Source organism: Microbacterium esteraromaticum (genome assembly GCF_900163815.1).
Classification (GTDB): Bacteria; Actinomycetota; Actinomycetes; order Actinomycetales; family Microbacteriaceae; genus Microbacterium; species Microbacterium esteraromaticum_B.
Genome location: NZ_FUKO01000022.1, coordinates 50278 through 70679 on the forward strand (window position 1 = coordinate 50278; position 20402 = coordinate 70679).

Sequence of the window (20402 nt, forward strand, 5' to 3'; positions counted from 1 at the left end):
CCTCTCCTCCTCTCCCGGGTCACTCTACGGTCGTCACTTCTTGTGGACCTGCTCGAGCGTCTGCGTCGAGCGGCTGTTGAAGAAGCCCTGCGTGGATCGCACGAAGCCGTCCCAATCGCTCGACCAGGCGTCGTTGCGCACGTCGTAGGTGAGGATGATGTAGGGACGGTCGTCGTAGACGATCTGCTGCATCTCGTCGAGGATTGCCTTCCGCTCGAGCGGGTCGACCGCCTTCGCCTGCTTCTCGTTCAGCGCGTCGAACTCGGGGTTGCAGTAGCCGACGTCGTTCCAGCTGCCCCACTGCTCGCAGGTCATCGCCGACATCATGAAGTTCGGATCCTGGCCGGGATGCCAGTTCCACATGAACAGGTCGAAGTCGCGGTACGGGCAGTCGTCGCCGCAGTAGATCGCGTCCCAGGTGGCGGACGTGTCCAGCTTGCGCTGGGAGATCTCGATCCCGATCTTCGCGAAGTCCGACTTGATGATCTGGAACGCCCGGTCGCCGGGGCCGTTCTCGTCGTCGGCGAAGATCACCTCGTACGACATCGGAGTGCCGTCGTCGGCGCGCCGGATGTCGTCGGAGCCGCGCGTGTACCCGGCGGCGTCGAGCAGGCGGTTGGCCTCGTCGATGTCGTATCCGATGGTCTGCAGATCGTCGTTGTACCACTGCTGGCCGTTGGTCGCCGTCGTCGGCGGCAGGATGCTGTCGCCCGGCGCCGCCTTGCCGACCCACGCGGTCTCCACGATCTCCTCGCGGTTCACGGCGTGCTCCATGGCCTTGCGGACATCGGGATCGAGCAGCTCCCGGTTGTCCGCCTTGTCCGGGTTGGAGTTGATCGCGAAGTCGCGCAGCGCGAGCGCGGGGTAGCTGTCGATCGTGATGCCCGGCCGGTCGAGGGTGTCCAGACCCGTGGGCGGGACGCCGCCGGCGGCATCGATGCTCCCGCCGGACAGGGCGGTGATCATGGCGTCGGCGACCTTGTAGGTCTGCAGCCCGAAGCCGGACACGCTCGGCTTCTCGCCGTACCACTCCGGGTTGGTCGTGAACACGGCGAGCTCGCCCTTGCGGTACTGCGTCATCAGGAACGGGCCGCCGCCGATCATCGGCTCGCCGTCCTGCGGGACGTTGTCGAAGGTCTTCAGCCCGTCGCCGTCGTCGGTGTCGTGCTCCGCCCACACCTGTTCCGGCAGCAGTGGAGTGGTCGCGACGTTGGTCAGCGAGAGCGCGCTCGGCTCCGCCATGGTGAGCACGACCGTGTGGTCGTCCGGCGCCTCGATCGAGGTGATGTTGCTGCCGACGGACCAGCCGGAGGCGACGGTCTCGTTGTACCGGTGGAACAGCTCCAGCGACCAGACGACGTCCTCGGCGTCCAGCGGCTCGCCGTCGGACCACTTCGCGTCCCGGACGAGGTCGAACGTCAGGGTGAGCCCGTCCTCGGAGAGCTCCCAGTCCTTCGCGAGACTGCCCTTGTACGGCGACGTGGGGTCGGACGTGTCGTACTGCAGCAGGGACGGATAGATGTGCATCCACACCGCGTAGGCGATCTCGTTGATGCCCACGAACGGGTTCATCGAGTCGATGTCGCTGGTGACCCCAATGCGGAGCACCCCGTCGCCCTCGGCCTCGCCGCCGGGGCCGGAACAGGCGGACAGCACCAGCGCGGCACAGACCGCCGGCGCGATGAACAGCTTCTTCCACGTCATCGTGTTTCTCCTTCTTGCGCGCGCCGGGCGGCGTGCGATCTGTCCAGAACGAACCTGATGAGACTGCGGACCCCTGTGCCGGTCGCCCCGGCGGCGAGATCCTCGGTCTCCTCGTCGAGATACGCGGTTCCTCCGGTGTCGAGGTGCGCCCACGGCACCCCGTCGACGAACTCGCGCAGGAACAGCGCGGCCGTGATTGCGCCCGCGCCGTCTCCGATCTCCTCGTTGCGGAGATCAGCGAACGGCGAGTCGATGAGCCGGCGGTAGGGCTCCCACAGCGGCAGTTCCCAGTACGGGTCGCCGGTGGCATCGCCGGCCGCGCGGATGTCGGCCACCAGCGTCGCGTCGTTGCCGATGATGCTCGTCACCTCCATCCCGAGGGCGGCGATGGTGGAGTAGGTCAGCGTCGCGACGTCGACGATCGCGGCAGGACGACGCTCGGATGCCCAGGTCAGGGCGTCCGACATCGCCAGCCGCCCCTCGCAGTCGGTGTTGACAACCTCGGTGGTCAGCCCGTTGCGGTGCCGGATGATGTCACCGGGACGCAGCGCCCCGGGCCCCGGCATGTTCTCGGCGAGGGTCAGCAACGCCGTGACGTGCACGCCGGGCGGCGCCATCCGGGCGATCGCGCAGACCGCGGCGAGCACGGTCGCCGCCCCCGCCATGTCGGACTTCATCTCCATCATCGCCGAGGCCTTCTTCAGCGACAGCCCGCCCGAGTCGAAGGTCACGCCCTTGCCGACCAGCACGATCGGCGGGGTCGTGCCCGCCTCCGGCCCTCGATACGAGACCTCGACGAGCCGCGGCGGGTGCGGTGAGCCGGCCCCCACCGAGACGATCCCGCTGAACCGCTCCTCGGCGAGCCAGGTCTCGTCGCGCACCTGCACGGCGGCCCCCCAGCGCGCGGCCTCGCGCACCGCCTCCTCGGCGAAGCTCACCGGCGTGAGGTCGCGCGCCGGGGCGTTCGTCAGGTCCCGGCACCAGCGCACGGCCTCTTCGACGATCTCGGCGGAGGCGAGGTCGGCGCGGAGCCCGTCGACCGCGGCGGCGGGAACCCCCACGAACGCGAGCGTGGCGGGCGCGATGCCGCCGTCTCCGAGGTAGCGCGTGAAGCGGTAGCGGCCCTCCGCAAACCCGGCGACGAACGGGAGCGCCTCGTCGGCCTGCGCGGCGATCCCGGCGACCGCGAAGGCGGTGCGGGAGCGGTGCGCGGCGCCGATGGCGCGCGCGGCCCGGCGGGCGGCGGACGGCGCCGTGCCGCGGAGCACGACGATCTCCACGACGGATGCGAGGAAGCCCGCGCCCGCCGTGCGGTGCACCGTCAGGCGGTCGCCCGCATCGAGCTCGCCCAGCGCCTCTGCGTACGCACCGAGCCAGGCGGGGACGCCGCCCGTCTGGACGGCGACGATGAGCACGTCCGCGCGCGTCTCCCAGGGCTGGGCGGCGTCGCAGTCCACGGCGATCGCTTCGCGCGACTCCACGGCGGTGATCGTCATCGGCGCTCCTCATCGTTCGGTTTCCCCCACCCTAGGAAGAGGAGCGCGCCGCCGGCACAGGCGGAACGTGAGAGATGTCTGGCAGAGATTGCACACTGTGCGCGCTCGTGATAGACACGCCGCTATGACGGAGCACGCCGGTCCTCGATCCCTTCCCGACCTCGCGAGCATCGGCGGGGGTGCCGCGCCGCTCGCGGAGATGTACCGCGCGCTGGTCGAGGAGATCCCGGCGATCCTCTACATCAACGGGCCGGAGGAGCACTCGCCGACGCTCTTCGTCAGCCCGCAGACGACGGACATCCTCGGGCTGCCGCCGGAGGGCTGGTACGACAACACCTGGTCCCGGCACGTGCACCCCGAGGACAGGGACGCCGTCCAGGAAAACTACGTGCGGGCGCTCAGGCACGGGGCGACGGACGCCGACGAGTACCGCTTCGTCCGCCCGGACGGCGAGATCGTCTGGCTGCACGACACCATCCGCGTCATCCGCGACGAGCACGGCGATCCCGCCCTCGTGCAGGGGATCATGTTCGACATCACCGCACGCAAGCGCAACGAGGAGCTGCTCGCCCGGCAGGCGCAGAGCATGGAGCGGATCGCCGCGATTGGCCAGCGGTTCACCGAGCTGCTCCTCGCCGGCGGAGACCTGCAGGCGATCCTCGACGCGCTCGCGACGATCGCCGGCGCCCCGGTCGCCTTCGACGACGCCGCCCGTCAGCTGGTCGGGTTCGCCACGGCCGGACTGGACAGCAACGCGCTGCTGACCACCTGGGAGACCCATTCGCGTCGTGTGCACGCGGAGTCGGCCGCCGCGGGGTGCGCATGGGCGCCCGTGCGACTGCGTGACGAGGAGTGGGGCAGGCTGCACCTCCTCGCCGAGGAGGACGCCGACGAGATCGACCTGCTCGCACTCGATCGCGCGGCGGCCGCGATCGGGGTGTGGCTGCTGTCCAACCGCGACCGCACCGCTCTCGCGGACCGGGCGCGGGGCGAGTTCATCGCCGACCTGCGGCAGGGCCGGCGATGGAGCGCCCAGGACGCCGTCGCCCGTTCTCGTACGCTCGGCGGCGACCTGGCGAGTCCCGTGCTGCTCGGCATCGCCGTGGAGCTCGTCGCGGACCGGGCCGCGGCGCAGGGGGCCCGCGACCCCGGCTCCGAGCGGGCGCTGACAGCGGTGCAGGACCAGCTGCGCAGGCTCGCGGCCGAGGCGGGGACGACGTGCATGGCGGCCGTCGTCGGCTCCGTGTGCCTGGCGATCGTCGGGCTCTCGTCGGACGCGCGAGCGCGATCCGATGCCGGGCGCCTCGCGGCCCGGCTGCGCTCGTCCGTGCAGGAGGAGCTGCAGCGGTCGATCTCGGTGGGCGTCAGCAGGCCGGGGTCCGCGGAGGCGCTCCGGCGGGCGCTCACCGAGGCGGTGGACGCGGCCGCGCACGGCGCGCGCACGCTTCGCGCCGGCGGCGTCTACCACAGCGCGGATCTCGGGCTGCGGCACCTGCTGGCCCGGCTCGGCGACGGCCCCGAGCTCGGGCGCTTCGTGGAGGACGAGCTCGGTCCGCTGCTCGAGCACGATGCGACCGGCAAGGTCCCGCTGCTGCCCACTCTGCGCGCCTACCTGGACAGCGGAGGACAGAAGGCGACGGCGGCGCGCATGCTGCACCTCGAGCGCCGGTCGCTGTACTACCGGCTGGAGCGGATCGAGGCCCTGCTCGAGGCCGATCTGGACGATCCGTCCACCCGACTGCGCGCTCAGGTGGCGCTGCAGAGCCTCGACGTGCTGCGGCAGCGGAACGCGGCCTACACCCTGTAGACGGCTCGGATTTCACAGGCCGTGTCGGCCGGGGAGCGAATATGCGACACGTTGCCGGTGTGGCCGGCGGAGCGCCGTTTCTAGCATCGGTGTGATGAGGAACAGCATCCGACTCACGGCCGGCATCGTCTCCGCGGCTCTCGGGCTCGCCGCGCTCACCCCGCCTGCCGCGGCCGCCGCGTCGGCGGAGGATCGGGAGTACGTCCCATTTACGGCGAGCAACGGGCTGAGCTCCGAATACCACGTGTACGCCGCCGGCGTCCCGCGACCGGCGGGGCTGCTCGTCTGGACCCATGGCGACGGCGCCTACGAGTTCACCCATCCCCGTGCCCCCTACGTCATGGGCGGACCGCACGGCGTCAAGGCGCTGGCGAACGCCCAGGGGTACATCGTGGTCTCCGCGCTCTCTCCGGACACGGACGGCACGGTGACCTGGTGGGAGGACGGCGAGGACAACGCCGACTACATGGCGGATCTCATCGAGCATTTGACGGACGAGTACGACATCGACTCCTCCGACATCGTGATGGCCGGGTTCTCGGGCGGCGCCCAGTTCACCACGCAGTACTTCCTGCCGGAGCACTCCGGAATGATCGACGGCGGAAGCGCCATCGTCTTCGGCGGCGGAGGCGCACCGGAGACCTCGCAGCAGCAGCCCTGGGACGAGGGGCTCAAGGACACGTTCTTCCTGCACTGGGCCACCGGGGAGCTGGACACGGCCGAGAACTCCGACGAGGGCTACGACGCCCTCGAGTACGCCCGGGAGGGCGAGGCGTACTACGCGGCGGAGGGCTTCGAGACCAGCCACGACTGGATCCCGGGCGAGGGGCACGAGCTGGACGAGCTGTTCGGCGACCTCCTCGCCGCGAAGCTGTGGGAGCACATTCCACGAGGCGGGTCCGGGCCGGTTCCGGAGGGGACGCCAGCGCCCCCGGCGACCGACGGCGGCGACTGGTCCTTCGTCGTCGAACCGCACGCCGAGTTCGCCTACATCACCGTCAACGTCCCGGCGGGGATCGACGAGGGGTACACCCGCGTCAGGGCGGAGGGGGAGAACGGCTACTGGTACGCCGAGCGCACCGGACCCGGCGAGCACACCGTGCAGATGGGCGACCCCGGCACCCCGTACTGGGATCCGCTGCTGCCCGGATCCGAGTACGCCTTCCGGGTCTACACCGTGATCGAGGAGGACGACGGCGGAGAGCGGCTCGTCGAGCGCGCCGCGGGCGCGTTCACCACGACGACCTCCGCGGAGGAGGGCGTCGTGGCACCGGTCCCGGTGGCGCCGCCGACGATCTCCGGGACTCCGAGGATCGGGAGCACCCTCACCTCGTCACCGGGGGAGTGGGATGCCTCGACGGGCGCTGCGGGGGAGGTGGGCTACGCCTATCAGTGGCTGCGCGACGGCGTCCCGGTCGACGGCGCGGCTGCTGCGTCCTATCGGGTCAGGCCCGCCGACCGCGGTGCGACGCTATCGATCGAGGTGACGGCGATGAAGACCGGAGCCGCCGGATCCGCGAGCGCCTCGGCGCGCAGCGCCGGCATCGTCGTCCCGGTCGCGTCCGTCGTGCTCGGCGCACCGGACCGGCTCATCGGCACTCGCAACACCTCCTTCGTCGTCGCCGTGCAGGTCCGAGCCCCCGGAGCGGCGGTCACGCCCACGGGTGAGGTGCGCGTGACGATCGCCGGCGAGGAGCACACCGGCACGCTGGTGGACGGCCGGGTCACGATCGATGTCGGCACGCAGCCGCGCGGTGTGCACACCATCCGGCTGTCGTACGCGGGCGACGGGACGGTCGGGGCGAGCGCCGGCTGGGGCGGCTTCCTCCTGGTCCTCTGATCGGGCTGGTCCTCTGATCGGGACGTCGACGCTCCACCTGCCTCGCGGGTTTCCCCGGCCGATCGGCATTCGTCGATCACCAGGAGCGTGAACGTGGAGTACTTCCGTAGCCACTTCTCCCGACCGGCCGGCTTGTCCTTCGCGGCTGCCCAGGTCTCTTCGAGGTCGGGCATGCGGATGTAGTGCGCCCGGTAGCGGTGCTGGCAGGCCTGCTTCGCCAACGCCGACCCGAGGTAGGACTTCCCAGAGCCGGTGAAGCCTTGGAACACGACGTTCATCTGCCTGCTGATGAACTGGCAGGTCCCGAGCTGCGCGATCACCCCGCGATCGAGTCCGCGCTGCTCGAGCAGATCGACCCGCCGCAGGTCCGCGTTCGGGTAGCGGAGCCCGGCGCGGCGGATGAGGCCTTCGACCTTGGCATGGGTGAACGTCGCGTGCGCGTCGTCGACGGCGAGCTTGACCCGCTCTTCGAACACCATCCCCAACGTGAGCGTGTCGTCCTGGATGTCGAACGCGTCGACCAGCGCGGCCACGCCCATCTCCCGCAGCTTCCGCTTCGTCTCAGTGTCGATCCGGCTCATCGGGCGTCTCCCGCGTAGTAGTCGGCGCCGCGGACGTAGCCGGCCGGCTCGTCCCAGGCGGTCGGCTCGAACCTCGGCAGCCGCCTGCCGGTCTGGTCCTGGTTCGATTCCAGGATCGGCCGCAGATGCGCGTAGCGCGGCGATCTCACCCTCGACTGAAGCGCGATGCCGGCGGCCGCTTCGACCCGTGCCGCGGAGTAGCGGCGCGTCATCCGCAGCACTGCCAACGCGGCGTCAAGCCCCTGCTCGTCGACGGGGACCGACTCGAAGATTCGGTTCACGATCGTGGTGGTGTTCTCGCCGATCCGCCCCGCCCATTCGCGGACCCGGTCGGGGTCCCATTGCCGGTAGCGGGGCCCGTCGGGCAAGTCGCTGTCATGGGTGCGATACTCGTTGATCACCCCGACCGGGGCGAGGAGATGGCTGGTGAGGCGCTGATCGCCGGCGAACACCTCGATGGTGGTGTCCGTGACACGCAGGTCGACGGAACGGCCGATGTTCGCGTAGGGGACGGAGTAGAAGTTGCGCTCGAACACCACGTGCCCGTTGCGCTGAACCCGCCGACTGTAGAACCATCGGGAGATCTCGAACGCAACCGCCGGCAGTGGCCGCAGCAGCGGCTTCTCCTCCGCCTCGAACACCGTTCGCCGGGAGCCGGCGCGCTTCTGAAACGGCTCCGCGTTGTAAGCAACGACCCGCTCGTAAACTGCGGCCCGCAACTCCGGCAGCGTCGCGAAGGTGCGGTCGCGGAGGGCGGCGATCACCGAGGTGGCGACGTTCCCGACCGTGCCCTCGACGCTCGCCTTGTCCTTCGGCTTGCGCACCCGCCCGGGCAACACCGCAGCGGAGTAATGCGCCGCGAGCTCCCGATACGCGTCGTTGAGCACGACCTCACCCTCCGCAGGATGGGAGATCACACCCGCCTTCAAGTTGTCCGGGACGATCCGAGGGACGCTCCCGCCGAACCAGTCGAACATCGCCGCGTTGGCACGCAGCCAGGTGTCCTGCCGCATGTCCAGGGCCGGTTCGACGAACGAGTAGCGGGAGAACGGCAGCGTCCCCACGAACAAGTAGACCCTCGTCATGGCGCCGGTGACTGGGTCGGTCAGGGCCATCGTCTTCCCGGACCAGTCGACCTCGACGGTCTGCCCCGCCTTGTGACCGACCCGCGACGCCGCGCCGATCACCAGCACGTGCCGCTGGTAGGTCTTGCAGAACCGGTCGTACCCCATCGCCGTCTCCCCCTTGCCGCGGCAAGCGTCGAGATACTCGCCATGCAGCAGCTTCAACGTCACCCCGACACGGGCAAGCTCCCGATGCACCCTGTCCCAGTCCGGCTGCGCGTGCACGCTCTCATGCTCACCGCGCCCGGGGAACAGCCGCGCATACACCTCCGCTTCCTCGAGACCGGCAACGTCGTCCCAGCCGATCCCCGCCCGGTCGGCGGCGTCAAGCACCGCCGTCACCGAGTGCCGAGACATGCCCTGCGCCGCGATCTGCCGACCCGTGAGCCCTTCCCCGCGAAGCCGGAGCACCAGCTTCGCCCTGATCCTGCGTACCATCCGAACTACTCCTTCTGCCGCGTGATTGGCCACGCGGCAGAAGGAGCCTAGAAAGGTGGCGCCGAACCCGAATAATCGATGGCGCTCAACGACACGATCACGACGGCCAGCACGTGGCGCTCAACCGCGATACCGGTGGCGCTCAGAGAAGCGAATACTCAGTTAGTTGCACTACCGACAAAAGCTTCGAGCTGGGTGAGTAGCCGACGCGGTAGGTGAGGCCAGCGGCAGCGGCAAAAGTGCTAACGGAAGTGCTAAGCAACCTGTAGCTCGGCGTATCGCGGTGAAGTTATCCACAGGTCACATGCCACAGATCGTTGATTTTATGCGGCAGAACGCTCGGTCGAGATTCGCGGCGCGAGGGGGTCGAGGTCAGTTCAAGTCCCCCCTCGCGCACAGAACGAAAGTAGCCCCTCACCAGGGATTTTATGATCCAGGTGAGGGGCTACCATGCTGTCATGGGGCGAGATATGGGGCAAGCGCCGTCGTTCGCCCCATCGCGGGGTTCAGGTTCCGGCGAGGCGGCTGGCGAACTGTTCGACGGCGTTCTTCTGCAGCGTCGGGGTGACGTGGCTGTAGATGTTCATCGTCGTGGTGATGGTGGAGTGCCCGAGGCGTTCTTGCACGACCTTGGGTGGTATGCCGAGTTCCATGAGGATTGTCGCGTGCGTGTGCCGCAGGCCCTTGAGGGTGACGCGGGGCAGGTGCTCGAACTTCTTGACCTTCGCCGCCCACTTGAGGCGGCGGTCCCAGCGGCTCGTCATGGCGTCGGGCGAGCGGGGCTGCCCGTCGTCGTCTCCGAAGATGTAAGCATCGGTCTTCGCCAGCCCGAAGGACAGTTCGGCGCGGGCGACCTTGTAGGAGGCGAGCACTTTCACGGTTGCGGCGTCGATGTCGATGACGCGGGCGTTGCCGGTCTTGGTGGTCTTCGTCTTCGTCCAGTCCTCGGTGTTGATCGCGCGGCGGATGCTGATCTGTGAGGTTATGGTGTTCAGGTCGTTCCACTTGAGCGCGAGGGCTTCGCTGCGTCGCATCCCGGTGTTCGCGATCACCCACCACAGGGCGAACAGCTCGTCCTGCTTCTCGTCGCGATCCCAGGCGAGGAGCGCGGCGAGCTGATCGGCTGTCCAGGTGACCAGCTCGGGCTTCTCGGCGCGCATCTGGTTCGTGGTCGGCGCTTTCGCCGCCTTCCGTTTCGCGGGGTTGGTGGCGATGTGCCCGTCCTCGATTGCGGCGTCGAGGATCGCGCCGAGCACGACGTGAGCTTTGTGGACGGTGTTGGCCGACAGTGGCCCGCCCTTGTCCTGCTCGTCTTTGCGGCCGTGCTGTTCGAGGTCGCGGTAGTGGCGGGCGATCCGTGTGGGGGTGAGCTTGTCGAGCGGGTAGTGCCCGAGCTGTGGGCGGAGGTGGTTGCGGATGATCTTCTTGTACCCGGCGATGCTGGAGTCCGCGAGTTTGAGTCCTTCCACCCAGGCGTCGGCGTAGACGCCGAGGGTGGGCACCTTCCCTCCGAACTTCTCCTGCTGATCCCGCTGCTTGAGCGCGTCCTGCAACGCAGCGTCCGCATCGGCGGCGGTCGCGAACCCGCCCCGGCTGAACTTCTTCTCCCCAAGGTCGGGCTGCTCCGGGTCGACCGGCACCCAGATCTGATACCGCCACCGCTTCCCCTCGGCGGTCGGGTACGACTGGATCGACCCGCGCCCACGACGTCGAGTGCGCGGGCGATGCGCCTTCTGCGACACGTCGCCGTCACCGTCCGCGCGCTCTGGCGGCGTTGTGCGTGATGCCATGATGCCGGCTCCTCTCTGCGGTGTCGGGCTACTCGGCGGGGTCGAAGCGGCCCGCGTAGTCGGCGGCGTCGAACACGCGCCCGGTCGGGTCGATCTGCACGCCACGCTCGCGGATGAGTCGTTGGCGTTCCTGCAAGTCCGCGAGCCGCTTGGTGTAGTCGTCGTGGCTGGCCTGGCTCGGGCTGCCATGCTTCAGCGCGCTCTCGAAGTACTGGATGCGGTTCAGGCATACCACCCATTCCTGCTGCCAGTACGCCAACAACCCGTCACTGGTGAGGGTGAGTTCCCCACGCGCCCACTTCTCGACCTCCTCGGGCAGGAACGACTCCGGCACTCCCGTCAGCGTGGTCTGCTCGTCCGGAGGCGTCAGGAGGGCAGCGGGACTGGTGCGCAGCAGGTACGCGATCACGGTGAGGTCGTCCACGTCCACACGGCGATCCCCGTTCTCCAACTTACTGATCCCCGACGGCGACAACTTCCGCCCCGCAGCCCCGAGCGCATCAGACATGGTGCGCAAGTCCATACCGATCGCCTGCCGGGCGGCGCGAATGTTCGCCGCGACGTGCGTGTTCGTGATTCCCGGAGGGTTACCCCTCACCCGCTCTGTTTCCATAGAACGAACGTACAGCGCGGTACTTGACAACGCAAGCGCAGGCTTCTACCGTTGAACGCACCCTCCTCGCGCGCGGCAAAGAACGGATGGTGCGATCATGCGGCAGAGCACCCTTGATATCGACGACCTCCGACGTCGGCGCAGCCTCGTCATCACCCGCCAGGAAGCCGCACAAGCCCTCGGTGTCGATCCCCGCACCATCACGGTCGGCATCGAGGACGGCACCCTCCGTCAAGCTCGGCCGCCGCGTCGTGATTCCGCGGGAGAAGTTCCTGAGCTTGTTCGCCGACGACACGACGGCCGACTGACTAACCTTGGCTCGACCGCTGCTATTTCTCGGCTAGTACATCTAAAGTAGAAATAGTGACGACGGAAGGGAGGCTGTGATGGGTGCGTACGTTGAGCGTCTGTGGCATCCCGAGGATGCGGGCGGTCTGAGCCGCAAGGATCGCGCGCCCGGCCGCTACCTCGCCTACGTGCCCGACGAACTGGGCGATAGCCTCCCGACGCTTGGCGCCGAGGCGCAGGGCGCGGCGGAGGACGCACTGTCTGTCCTTGCCCGCGCGGATGAGCGGATCGGAGTGCGCGGCCGCTACCTGAACCACCTCCTGATCCGTTCGGAGTCCATCTCGTCCTCGTGGATCGAGGGCAACCGGGTCACGCCCAAACGCCTCGCGATCGCCGAGCTGCTGCACCAGGGACCGCGTCAGGCGCTCGACGTTGTGGCGAACGTACGCGCGACCGAGTCAGCTATCGCTGAGCTGGCCGACCATACACGCACCATCGAGACCTCCGACATCGTGGACCTCCAGCACGTCATCGAGCCGAGGCTGGAGCGTGGGCTGCGGCGGGAGCAGAACTGGGTCGGAGGGCCGGGCTGGTCGCCGTTGCGTGCGGCGTTCGTGCCGCCGCCGGAGACCGTGGTGCCCCGCCTCGTGGCGGACGTCGCCCGTTTCGTCACCGACACTGCCGGGAATCCGGTGGTGCGCGCGGCGATCGCACATGCGCAGTTCGAGACGATCCACCCGTTCATCGACGGCAACGGCCGTACCGGGCGCGCCCTCATCCACACCGTGCTGCGCCGCGCCGACGCGTTGCGGCACGCGCTCATCCCGATCAGTACCGTTTTTGCCGGCGACACCGACGCCTACATTGCGGGGCTCACCGGATACCGTGCCGATCCGCCCGCGCTGGATGAGTGGGTGATCGGATTCGCGCAGGCCGCGGAGAAGGCTGCCGGGCACGCCGTGAGGCTCGCGGAGGACATCGCAGATCTCGACCGGGACGTGTCCGACCGGCTCGTCGCCTTCCGTCATGACCGGGGTCTGAACCCCGCCGTGCCGCGGCGGGATGCCGTCGTGCTGCGCATCCTCGACACGCTCGCCTCCGATCCGGTGCTCACCGCCGAATCCGTCAGCACACGCCTCGCCGTCTCACCAGCCGCAGCGCACCGGGCACTGACCGAGCTGGCAGAGGCGGGCATCCTCGGGCGCACGAAGGATCAGCGCGGCCGCCTGGGCTGCTGGACCGCCGACCGCCACCTCGCCCTCGTCGCGCTCACCGAGCGCAGCAACGGCGTCGGCGGTGGGGACACCCAGGGGCGTAAACCGCGACTCGGGCCCGCGCTGCCCGACGTGAGCCAGTTCGGCGCACGACGTCAGGCGTCCACCACGCGACGCGACGCCCCCGGGTTGTGAGGTGACGAGACCGATGGCGGATTACTGGAACCACAACACCGCCTACCACGCGGAACTGCTGGACGCAGTCCCGCCATCGGGAGGGGATGTGCTCGACATCGGCTGCGGAGACGGCCTCCTGATCGAGAAGCTCGCAGCGAAAGCCACGAGGGTGATCGGCCTGGACCCTGATCCCGCCGCGATCGACCAAGCGCGCCGACGCCTGAGCGAGACGCCAAACGCTCAGGTCGTCCTCGGCTCATTCCTGACCGTGCCGGACCCGGATGGGCGAACCTTCGACCTCATCACCTGCGTCGCCACGCTCCACCACATGCCCCTGGTCGCCGCTCTCGAACAGATGAAAGCGAAACTCAAGCCGGGTGGCCGTCTGTGCATCGTCGGCTTGTCAGCGAACAAGACGGCCTGGGACTGGATCGTGTCCGGGGTACAAGTGATTCCCATCCGGTTGCTGAGCACGCTCCGCGGCGAATCGGGCTATCCCGGCATGACCGTCGCACGCCCCTCGGAATCACTCGCCGAGATCAGACGCCTCTCCCGGACGGTACTGCCAGGCAGACGGGTCCGCCGCCGATTCTGGTACCGCTACACCCTGACCTGGACGAAGCTCGAGTAGACGACACAAGCTCAACTACAGCCCAAGTCCTCGACTGGGCGGGGTCGGCCCGTGGCCGCGCGTACGAGGGGTGACCTCGAGCTGTGCGGCGCGCGCCCTCCGTTCGGCCAGAGCGCGCTCGGCAGTTTCGCGCGCCGCCTGAGCCTGGGCGGCTCGGGTGCGGATGAGCTGCGCCGCCTCAAGGGGTGGCAGGGCCTCGATCGCGGCGAGGTCACGGCGGGCGGTCTCAGCGCGTTCCTGCCAGCGGGTCGCCTGCGCGCGGGGATCGCTCGGCTTACGGTCGCCGAAAACCTGACGGCGGAGGTCCGCGCGCTCCTGCATCTGCCGGGCGACGAGCCGCTGCTGATCCTGCCGAGCCTCCGCTGCTCGCTCCCGCGCCATGGTCACGCGAGGGTCGGTGTCAGCCTCGCGGCGCGCTACGGATGTGGCCCATGCCTCGACCCCAGCCGGTGTCTCAGGCAGCGAACGCCAGCGTGCCCGCCCTGCTGCCTCAACCATGTCGTGCTCTAAGTTGGCGGCAGCAACCGCGCGGGCGAAGCGACGCTTGCCGAGTCGCCGAGCGGTGTCATGTGCGGTCGATGCCGCCCACAACCGCTCTCGTGCGGTGAGGCGAGCGGTGGCGTCTGCGGTGGCCTGCTCGATCAACGGCACGGCAACCTGAGCCCGCATCTGTGCGGCGGTCGCTTCTGCTGCGGTGACGATCGCCTCCAGTTGATCGGCCTCCGCCTGCTCCTCCCGCAACTGCCGACCCAGCGCGCCCGCTGCCTGCTTCCACCAGACAGTCGCACGTTCGGCGCGCTCGATCTGCTCCGTCAGGCGGACGCGTTCAGCGTTCACAAGGCGTACCGGCCCATCGGCGGAGAGACCGGCGACAGACTCGCGGGCGGCCATGGTCGCGGCGACCAGGCCGCGGTCCGCGCGTTCGCGCTCGAGCGCGGCGACGAACTGGTCCCGCGCATCGTCTACGTCGGCCGCGACGATGTGCAGCCGGTTCGTCTCCTGGCCACGGGTCATGCCGACGTAGACCCCGGAGGCGTCCAGCGCGTCGGAGAGGACCGTGTGAGAGGCGGGCATGGTCGCGCCCTGCACCCCGTAGGCGGTGGAGGCGTAGGCGAGATGCGTGTGCTCGGTGACGTACTCGGAGGGCAGGCGCGCGGTCCGCTGCCGCCTCCGGCCGGTGCCGTTCTCCTTCGCCCACACAGACCCGTCCTGCCCGACGTTCTGCACGGTCCAGGTCTGCCGGTTCGTCACCTGAACGTCGGAGTCGTTCTGTCGGGTCTGGATCACATCGCCGGCACCGATGCTCAGGCCGTCACTGCCGGTCGTCGTACGGTGATCGTCGACCAGACCGGCACATACACGCTCGTGACGGATGCGCTCGTTAAGCTCGCGTGCCTCATCGTTCGTTGCCGTCGTGATCGCGTCCCCGTCGCGGGCATCGCGGGCATCGCGGGCGATCGTCTCGCGCATCGCCTCGGAGTCCTCGTGCAGCACGACCAAGCCGAGCGCGTGCAGCCGGTCGAACAGCAGCGCTGGATGCTCGCCCCGGCGCATCTGCACCGTCAGCGCCGCGTACTTGGGATCGGCGAAGCGATGCACGGTCGTCATGTCGTAGACGTGCGGTGCGAGTTGCGCAGCCATATCGAGCACGCCGCCGCGCCCGACCGCGGGGAGTTGCGCCCGGTCGCCCACGAAGGCAAGGGTTGCGCCCTGCTCGTCCGCGACGGTCAGCAGCGCGAGGGCGGTGTCCTGGTCGAGCATCCCGGCCTCGTCCACCACGATTCGCTCGCCGCGGGCGAGTCGCGCAGAGGGCGAGGGGCCGGTGTAAGTGCTGCCGTTCTCGGGGTCGGTGTCACCGGGTGCGAGGCGGGTCCATATGCCGTCTCGGTTCCAGCGCCAGCCGTGCTCGTGGACGAGCTTTGCCACACTGTCGGTTGGTACGCCGAGTTCCTGCGCAGCCACGTCCGCGGCTTTCTTCGTCGGCGTCACAACCCGCGTGCGCCGACCCTCAGCGACCGCCGCCTCGATCGCCGTTCTGAGCATGGTGGTCTTGCCCGCACCGGCCGCGCCCTCCACGACGACCAGTGGTGCGGTACCGGCGATTGCGGCGGCGGCGCGGACCTGGTCGGCATCCAGCCCCGGCGCATCAACCTCGGGGGTTGCACCGCTGACCGACCGGGTGGCGCGTGCGGCGAGCCGGTCGCGCAGTTCCGTTTCTACGGCGACGACGTGCAACGTCGTGAGGTGCGCCACATGCTCCGGCCGCGGCGCATCCGGCGGGAGGATCGAGAGGCAATCGTCAGCGGCAAGCCGCGTCGTGATAGTGATGAACTCGCGCAGCTTGTCAGGACCGGCGCGCACACCGGCCTCGGTGACGATGCGCGCCACCTGCTCCTGCACGTCATGCACCGTCCACGCCGACGCAGCCGCCGCGCAACGATCCAGCGCACGCGAGGCGACCTGCTGCACCTGCAACTTGTCCAGCGCAACCCTCGCGGGGGCTGCGGCTCGCGGCAGGTTCGGGGTGTATCCGGCATCCTGCAACTCCCGCAACCATCCGGCTTCCGAGCCGAGCTGCAATGGCTTCTTGCTCGGGCGCTCGTGATCCCACGCCTTCGCCAACAAGCGCGACCGCACCACCGGCCCCGCCTCCTGACCAGGATGCGCAGCCTCCCACTCGGCCTCGAACAGCGCGAGGTTGCGTGCCACCTGCGCGCCGCGCTTCGACATCACCGTGTTCCACGGCTCCAGTTCCGCTGCTTCGCCTGGTACCGGATCAAGGGTGAGGCCATGCGCGTCCAGCACGGCGGCGAGCTGGGGGTGCGCGGCGATGACGGCGGTGCCCAGCGCCCGGATCGCGCCCTGCTGTCGGAACAGCGCCCCGGTATCCAGTCCGCGCCACGCGCCGACCGCCCAGACCCGGGTGCCGATCTGGAAGTGGATGTGCCGGTGCGGATCACCTGCCCTGCTGGTCTTGTGTGAGACGGCCACCGTTTCGAGCTGTTCGATGGGCACGACTTCCTGCTTGCCTCGCGGCCCGACGCGTGTGACCGAGTGCTGGCCGAGCCACGACCGAATCTCGGCCACCGCGTCACGCTGCGCGGCATCCAGCGCTTCGGACACCTCCGGATGCAAGGCGGCTGCGATCGAGAGGGACTTGGGGACGTTCACAACCATCTCTGCGAACCGCGGACTGCCGCGCCGCCCCTCGCCGGGCAGACGTGGCTTACCCATTGACTCACCCGTAAGCGGGTTGATCCAGTCCACCCACTGCGCGTACTCGTCGGCGGTCAGCCCGAGTCCCCCGATCACCTCACCGCGCGCGTCGACCGCGGTGAACTCGGCCAGTGCAGTGCCACCCTCCAGGTAATAGTCGTCAGCGCGGAAGCGATCCGACTCCAGGTAACGGCGCGCATCCGTGCCGGAGCCCCGGAATAAGATCACGCCGCCCTTCACTGGAATCACCTCCCGCGAGTAGTTTCTACTACGGTGTTGCACGTATCTACCACGGTAGCATACGTCCATTCTTTGAAGAAGCGGGAGGCGGCTGGTCTGGGACCAGCCGCCAGGGTGGTGATCGGCCGCTCGGTGCTCGTTCGTGGCTCGACGTTCATTTGTCGTCCTGCGGGACTGTCTTGCTAGGGCGTGTTGATCAAGTCGGTCTTGATCCAGATCAGCGCGGCTGCGAGGCAGATGCCCGCGCGGTAGTTGCGGGCGAGCTTGTCTGAACGCATCGCGATGCCGCGCCACTGCTTGAGTCGGTTGAAGCACCGCTCGACGACGTTGCGGCCCTTGTAGCGGATCTTCTGCTCGTGCCCGAAATCGATCAGCCGGCCGGGATGCTTGAGACGGTGGGCGATCTGGTCGTCGCGTTCGGGAATCGTGGCGGCGATCCCGCGGGCGCGCAGCCACGCCCGGTTCGCCTTGGAGGGGTAACCCTTGTCCGCGAGAACCCGGTCGGGTCGGGTGCGGGGTCTGCCCTTGCCTGCGCGCGGGACCCGGATGTCATCGAGCACGGCGGTCATCATGGTGGTGTCGTTCACGTTCCCACCGGTGATCACCATGCCCAGCGGTCTACCGCGGCCATCCGCTGCCAGATGCAGCTTCGTCGTCAACCCGCCACGAGAACGGCCGATCGCATGATCAGGCGGCTCGACCCACGGATCCTTGTGATTCGACACAGCCCCCTGTGTCCCGGGGCAGGGTCGCGCCGTGCTGATGCACCCGCGCGATCGTGGAATCGATCGAGACGACCCAGTCGACCTTTCCCAGCGAGTCAGCCTGTTTCTGCAACTCAGCGAGCAGCTTCTCCCAGGTGCCATCCTCAGCCCATCGGTTGAAGCGCTTGTAGATCGAGTTCCACTTCCCGAACCGCTCCGGCACGTCCCGCCACGGCGCACCAGTGCGGTACTTCCACGCCATGCCCTCCACAGCAAGCCGGTGATCCGTCCACGGCCGCGACCGACCCGACACGATCGGCATCAACGGCTCCATCACAGACCACACCTCATCAGAAATCTCCTGTCGCGCCACCCTTCAAGACTCACCCACACGAAGACAAATCAACTTGATCAACACGCCCTAGTGACTTGTTCGGGCGAGTGGTGGCGGCCGGTGCGATCCTGGCCCACTCCGGAGACTTGATACGAAGACTGCCCATCCCTGTGGGGTGTGGCTCATCAAAGAATTGCCCCGAGGTGATTTCCTCCCAGGCTCGCACCGGCCGTAGCGGCCGGTATCGAACCATCGAATCTGGAAGGAACCGACCGCTGTGACCATCGTCGCGCACTCGCGCTCATTCGTCATCGGCGTGGACACCCACGCCCGCACCCATACCCTCGCGATCCTCAAGACCCCGACCGGGGAGCTGGTCGAATCCGAACAGTTCCCGACCACTGACGCGGGCCTGCACCGCGCGATCGCGTGGGCCGGACGCCGCACCGGAGGCGAGGCCGATGCCCTGTGGGTGATCTATGGTGCGCGCCTTACCGCGCTGGTCGCTGACAGCGGCTACCAGGTCGCGGAAGCACCCCGGATGAACGCCCGTGCAAACCGGGGCCTGGGAAAGTCCGACCCGCTGGACGCCAAACGGATCGCCGCCGCCGTCCTCCCCGTGCACCAGACGCGTCTACGTGTCCTGCGAGCTGGTGACGGTGCCCGGTCGGCGCTGCGGGTGCTGCTGGCCGCGCGTCGCCATATGAGTACCGAGCGGAATTCGTGGGCGAATGCGCTCACTGCGCATCTGCGGACCTATGACCTTGGTATCGATGCGCGCCGGGCGCTGGCCGGGCATCAGATCACCGAGGTCGCTACGTGGCGGACTCGGAAGGAAGAGCTGTCCCTCAGCGTCGCGCGCGCGGAGGCTGCTCGTCTCGCCAAACGTATCACCACCCCGGATGGGGAGCTGCGCGAGAACAAGAACGGCTTGGAAGCTCTCGTGGTGAAGAGTCTCGCCGCTACGTTGTTGCCGATCACGGGGATCGGTCCGGTCAACGCCGCCGTCATCTACGCTGCCTGGTCACACGCCGGGCGCGTCCGTTCCGAGGCCGCGTTCGCGCACCTCGCGGGCACCGCCCCGATCCCCGCGTCCAGTGGGGACACGGTTCGGCATGGCCTCAACCGGGGCGGGGACCGGCAGCTCAACTCCGCGCTCTACATGGCCGTGATCGTCCGCATGGGCCAAGACCCCGAGACACGGAAGTACGTCGAGAAACGCCGCGCCGAGGGCCGCACGAGCAAAGAGATCCAGCGATGTCTGCGTCGGTACCTCGCCCGCAAGGTCTACCGCACCCTCAACGCCGCACACGCCAACCCACCGGCCTGGCCTGACATATCGAAGAGTCTTTGAAACTTTCATCCGTTCGGAAGCGCGCACGTAACGCTTTCTCGCACCCGCGCTGGTGCCCCGGCGCGCTACTTCGCGACGAGCGTCGTCTCGAAGCTGTACATATCGGGGCGGTAGCAGTGCTGGCCGTACTCGATCACGCGGCCGGAGTCGTCGAACGCAATGCGCTCCATGGTGAGGACCGGGCCGTCGTGGTCGATGCCGAGCAGTTCCCCTTCGTCGTCGCGCGCCCTGCGCGCTCCGATCCGCTGGTTCGCGATGCGGATCGTGACGCCGCGCCCCCGCAGGGTCTGGTACAGGCCCTGCTCCTGCAGTTGCTCCGGCGTGATGTCGGAGAACTCGTCGGGCAGGAAGTTCTCGAGGATCGCAACGGGCACGCCGTCGGTGGAGCGCTGGCGCCGGATGTAGAGGATGTCGCTGCCCGGCGGCACTCCGAGGTTCTGCGCCACCTGCTCGTCGGCGGCACGCTTCTCATGCGTCAGAACCCGTGTGCCCGGTTCGTGCTGCGCGTTCTGGAGATCCTCGTAGAGGCTTGTGAGTTCGACCGGCCGCGTGACCGGGCCCTGTACGACCTGGGTTCCGATGCCGCGCCGGCGCACCAGCAGCCCCTTGTCGACGAGCTCCTGGATCGCGCGGCGCACGGTGGGCCGGGACAGCTTGAGGCGGTGGCCGAATGCGATCTCGTTCTCGAGACGCGCCCCGGGCGGGATGCCCCCGGAACGGATGGCCTCCTCGAGCCGGCTGGAGACCTGGAAGTACAGGGGGACGGGGCCTGTGCGGTCGAGGTCTGCGAAGAGTCCATCCGGCCAGACGGCTTCGTCGGCCATTGTTCCTCCTCGTCGGTGCGGGCGAGG

14 protein-coding genes and 1 pseudogene are annotated in these 20402 nt (G+C 68.7%); 6 read left to right on the top strand and 9 right to left on the bottom strand.

Translation table 11 applies throughout. The annotated features are described in order from the left end of the window. Positions 1 to 33: 33 nt before the first annotated feature. Both FM104_RS09615 and FM104_RS09620 read right to left on the bottom strand, forming a co-directional pair. Positions 34 to 1704: an ABC transporter substrate-binding protein gene (locus FM104_RS09615; RefSeq protein WP_087131842.1), complete on the bottom strand. Its 1671-nt coding sequence runs from the start codon at positions 1702 to 1704 to the stop codon at positions 34 to 36. Continuing rightward, on the bottom strand, positions 1701 to 3200 hold the full coding sequence (locus tag FM104_RS09620; RefSeq protein ID WP_087131845.1) for a leucyl aminopeptidase family protein: 1500 nt from the start codon (positions 3198 to 3200) through the stop codon (positions 1701 to 1703). The genes FM104_RS09615 and FM104_RS09620 overlap by 4 nt, the downstream gene beginning before the upstream one ends. A 124-nt stretch (positions 3201 to 3324) precedes the next feature. On the opposite strand from FM104_RS09620, the gene FM104_RS09625 reads away from it, so the two are divergent. Together FM104_RS09625 and FM104_RS09630 are read left to right on the top strand one after the other, a co-directional pair. Further along, positions 3325 to 5007, top strand: coding sequence for a PAS domain-containing protein (locus tag FM104_RS09625; protein ID WP_179206752.1), 1683 nt, complete (start codon positions 3325 to 3327; stop codon positions 5005 to 5007). 94 nt (positions 5008 to 5101) lie between these two features. Then, a complete protein-coding gene (locus tag FM104_RS09630; RefSeq protein WP_087131851.1) occupies positions 5102 to 6847 on the top strand; it encodes a hypothetical protein in 1746 nt (581 codons plus the stop codon). A 68-nt stretch (positions 6848 to 6915) separates the two neighbouring features. On the opposite strand, the pseudogene FM104_RS09635 reads toward FM104_RS09630, so the two are convergent. The 4 genes and pseudogenes from FM104_RS09635 to FM104_RS09650 all read right to left on the bottom strand — a co-directional run. Continuing rightward, positions 6916 to 7428 (bottom strand): annotated as a pseudogene (locus FM104_RS09635) (ATP-binding protein); the annotation flags it as partial. Continuing rightward, positions 7425 to 8990 carry an IS21 family transposase gene (istA, locus tag FM104_RS09640; protein ID WP_087131854.1) on the bottom strand — a complete coding sequence of 522 codons (1566 nt, stop codon included), beginning with the start codon at positions 8988 to 8990 and terminating at the stop codon, positions 7425 to 7427. The pseudogene FM104_RS09635 and the gene istA, both read right to left, overlap by 4 nt. Positions 8991 to 9496: 506 nt before the next feature. Further along, a complete protein-coding gene (locus tag FM104_RS09645) occupies positions 9497 to 10780 on the bottom strand; it encodes a tyrosine-type recombinase/integrase (RefSeq protein ID WP_179206753.1) in 1284 nt (427 codons plus the stop codon). 28 nt (positions 10781 to 10808) lie between these two features. After that, positions 10809 to 11393 carry a helix-turn-helix domain-containing protein gene (locus FM104_RS09650; protein WP_087131860.1) on the bottom strand — a complete coding sequence of 195 codons (585 nt, stop codon included), beginning with the start codon at positions 11391 to 11393 and terminating at the stop codon, positions 10809 to 10811. A gap of 182 nt (positions 11394 to 11575) precedes the next feature. Between FM104_RS09650 and FM104_RS16755 the strand changes: the two genes are divergently transcribed. From FM104_RS16755 to FM104_RS09660, 3 genes are all read left to right on the top strand, one after another. Beyond that, positions 11576 to 11701 carry a hypothetical protein gene (locus tag FM104_RS16755; RefSeq protein ID WP_256971598.1) on the top strand — a complete coding sequence of 42 codons (126 nt, stop codon included), beginning with the start codon at positions 11576 to 11578 and terminating at the stop codon, positions 11699 to 11701. A gap of 78 nt (positions 11702 to 11779) precedes the next feature. Beyond that, entirely contained in the window at positions 11780 to 13090 is a 1311-nt protein-coding gene (locus FM104_RS09655; RefSeq protein ID WP_087131863.1) for a Fic family protein, read from the top strand. Between the two features lie 13 nt (positions 13091 to 13103). Continuing rightward, entirely contained in the window at positions 13104 to 13703 is a 600-nt protein-coding gene (locus FM104_RS09660; protein WP_087131865.1) for a class I SAM-dependent methyltransferase, read from the top strand. Between the two features lie 15 nt (positions 13704 to 13718). On the opposite strand, the gene mobF is transcribed toward FM104_RS09660, so the two are convergent. After that, complete coding sequence (gene mobF, locus FM104_RS09665) at positions 13719 to 17147, bottom strand: MobF family relaxase (RefSeq protein WP_256971599.1); 3429 nt, start codon at positions 17145 to 17147, stop codon at positions 13719 to 13721. A gap of 194 nt (positions 17148 to 17341) precedes the next feature. Next, positions 17342 to 18197 (bottom strand): IS5 family transposase gene (locus FM104_RS09670; protein ID WP_373407847.1). Its coding sequence is split into 2 segments (ribosomal slippage): positions 17342 to 17894 and positions 17893 to 18197, totalling 858 coding nucleotides; the frame shifts between segments, so codons are not numbered across the junction. 277 nt (positions 18198 to 18474) lie between these two features. Between FM104_RS09670 and FM104_RS09675 the strand changes: the two genes are divergently transcribed. Continuing rightward, positions 18475 to 19551, top strand: a complete 1077-nt coding sequence (locus FM104_RS09675; protein ID WP_087131870.1) for an IS110 family transposase — start codon at positions 18475 to 18477, stop codon at positions 19549 to 19551. Between the two features lie 65 nt (positions 19552 to 19616). Here FM104_RS09675 and FM104_RS09680 read toward each other — a convergent pair whose 3' ends face one another. Further along, positions 19617 to 20375 (bottom strand): GntR family transcriptional regulator, encoded by a 759-nt coding sequence (locus FM104_RS09680; protein WP_087131873.1) that lies wholly within the window; start codon positions 20373 to 20375, stop codon positions 19617 to 19619. Positions 20376 to 20402: the final 27 nt, after the last annotated feature.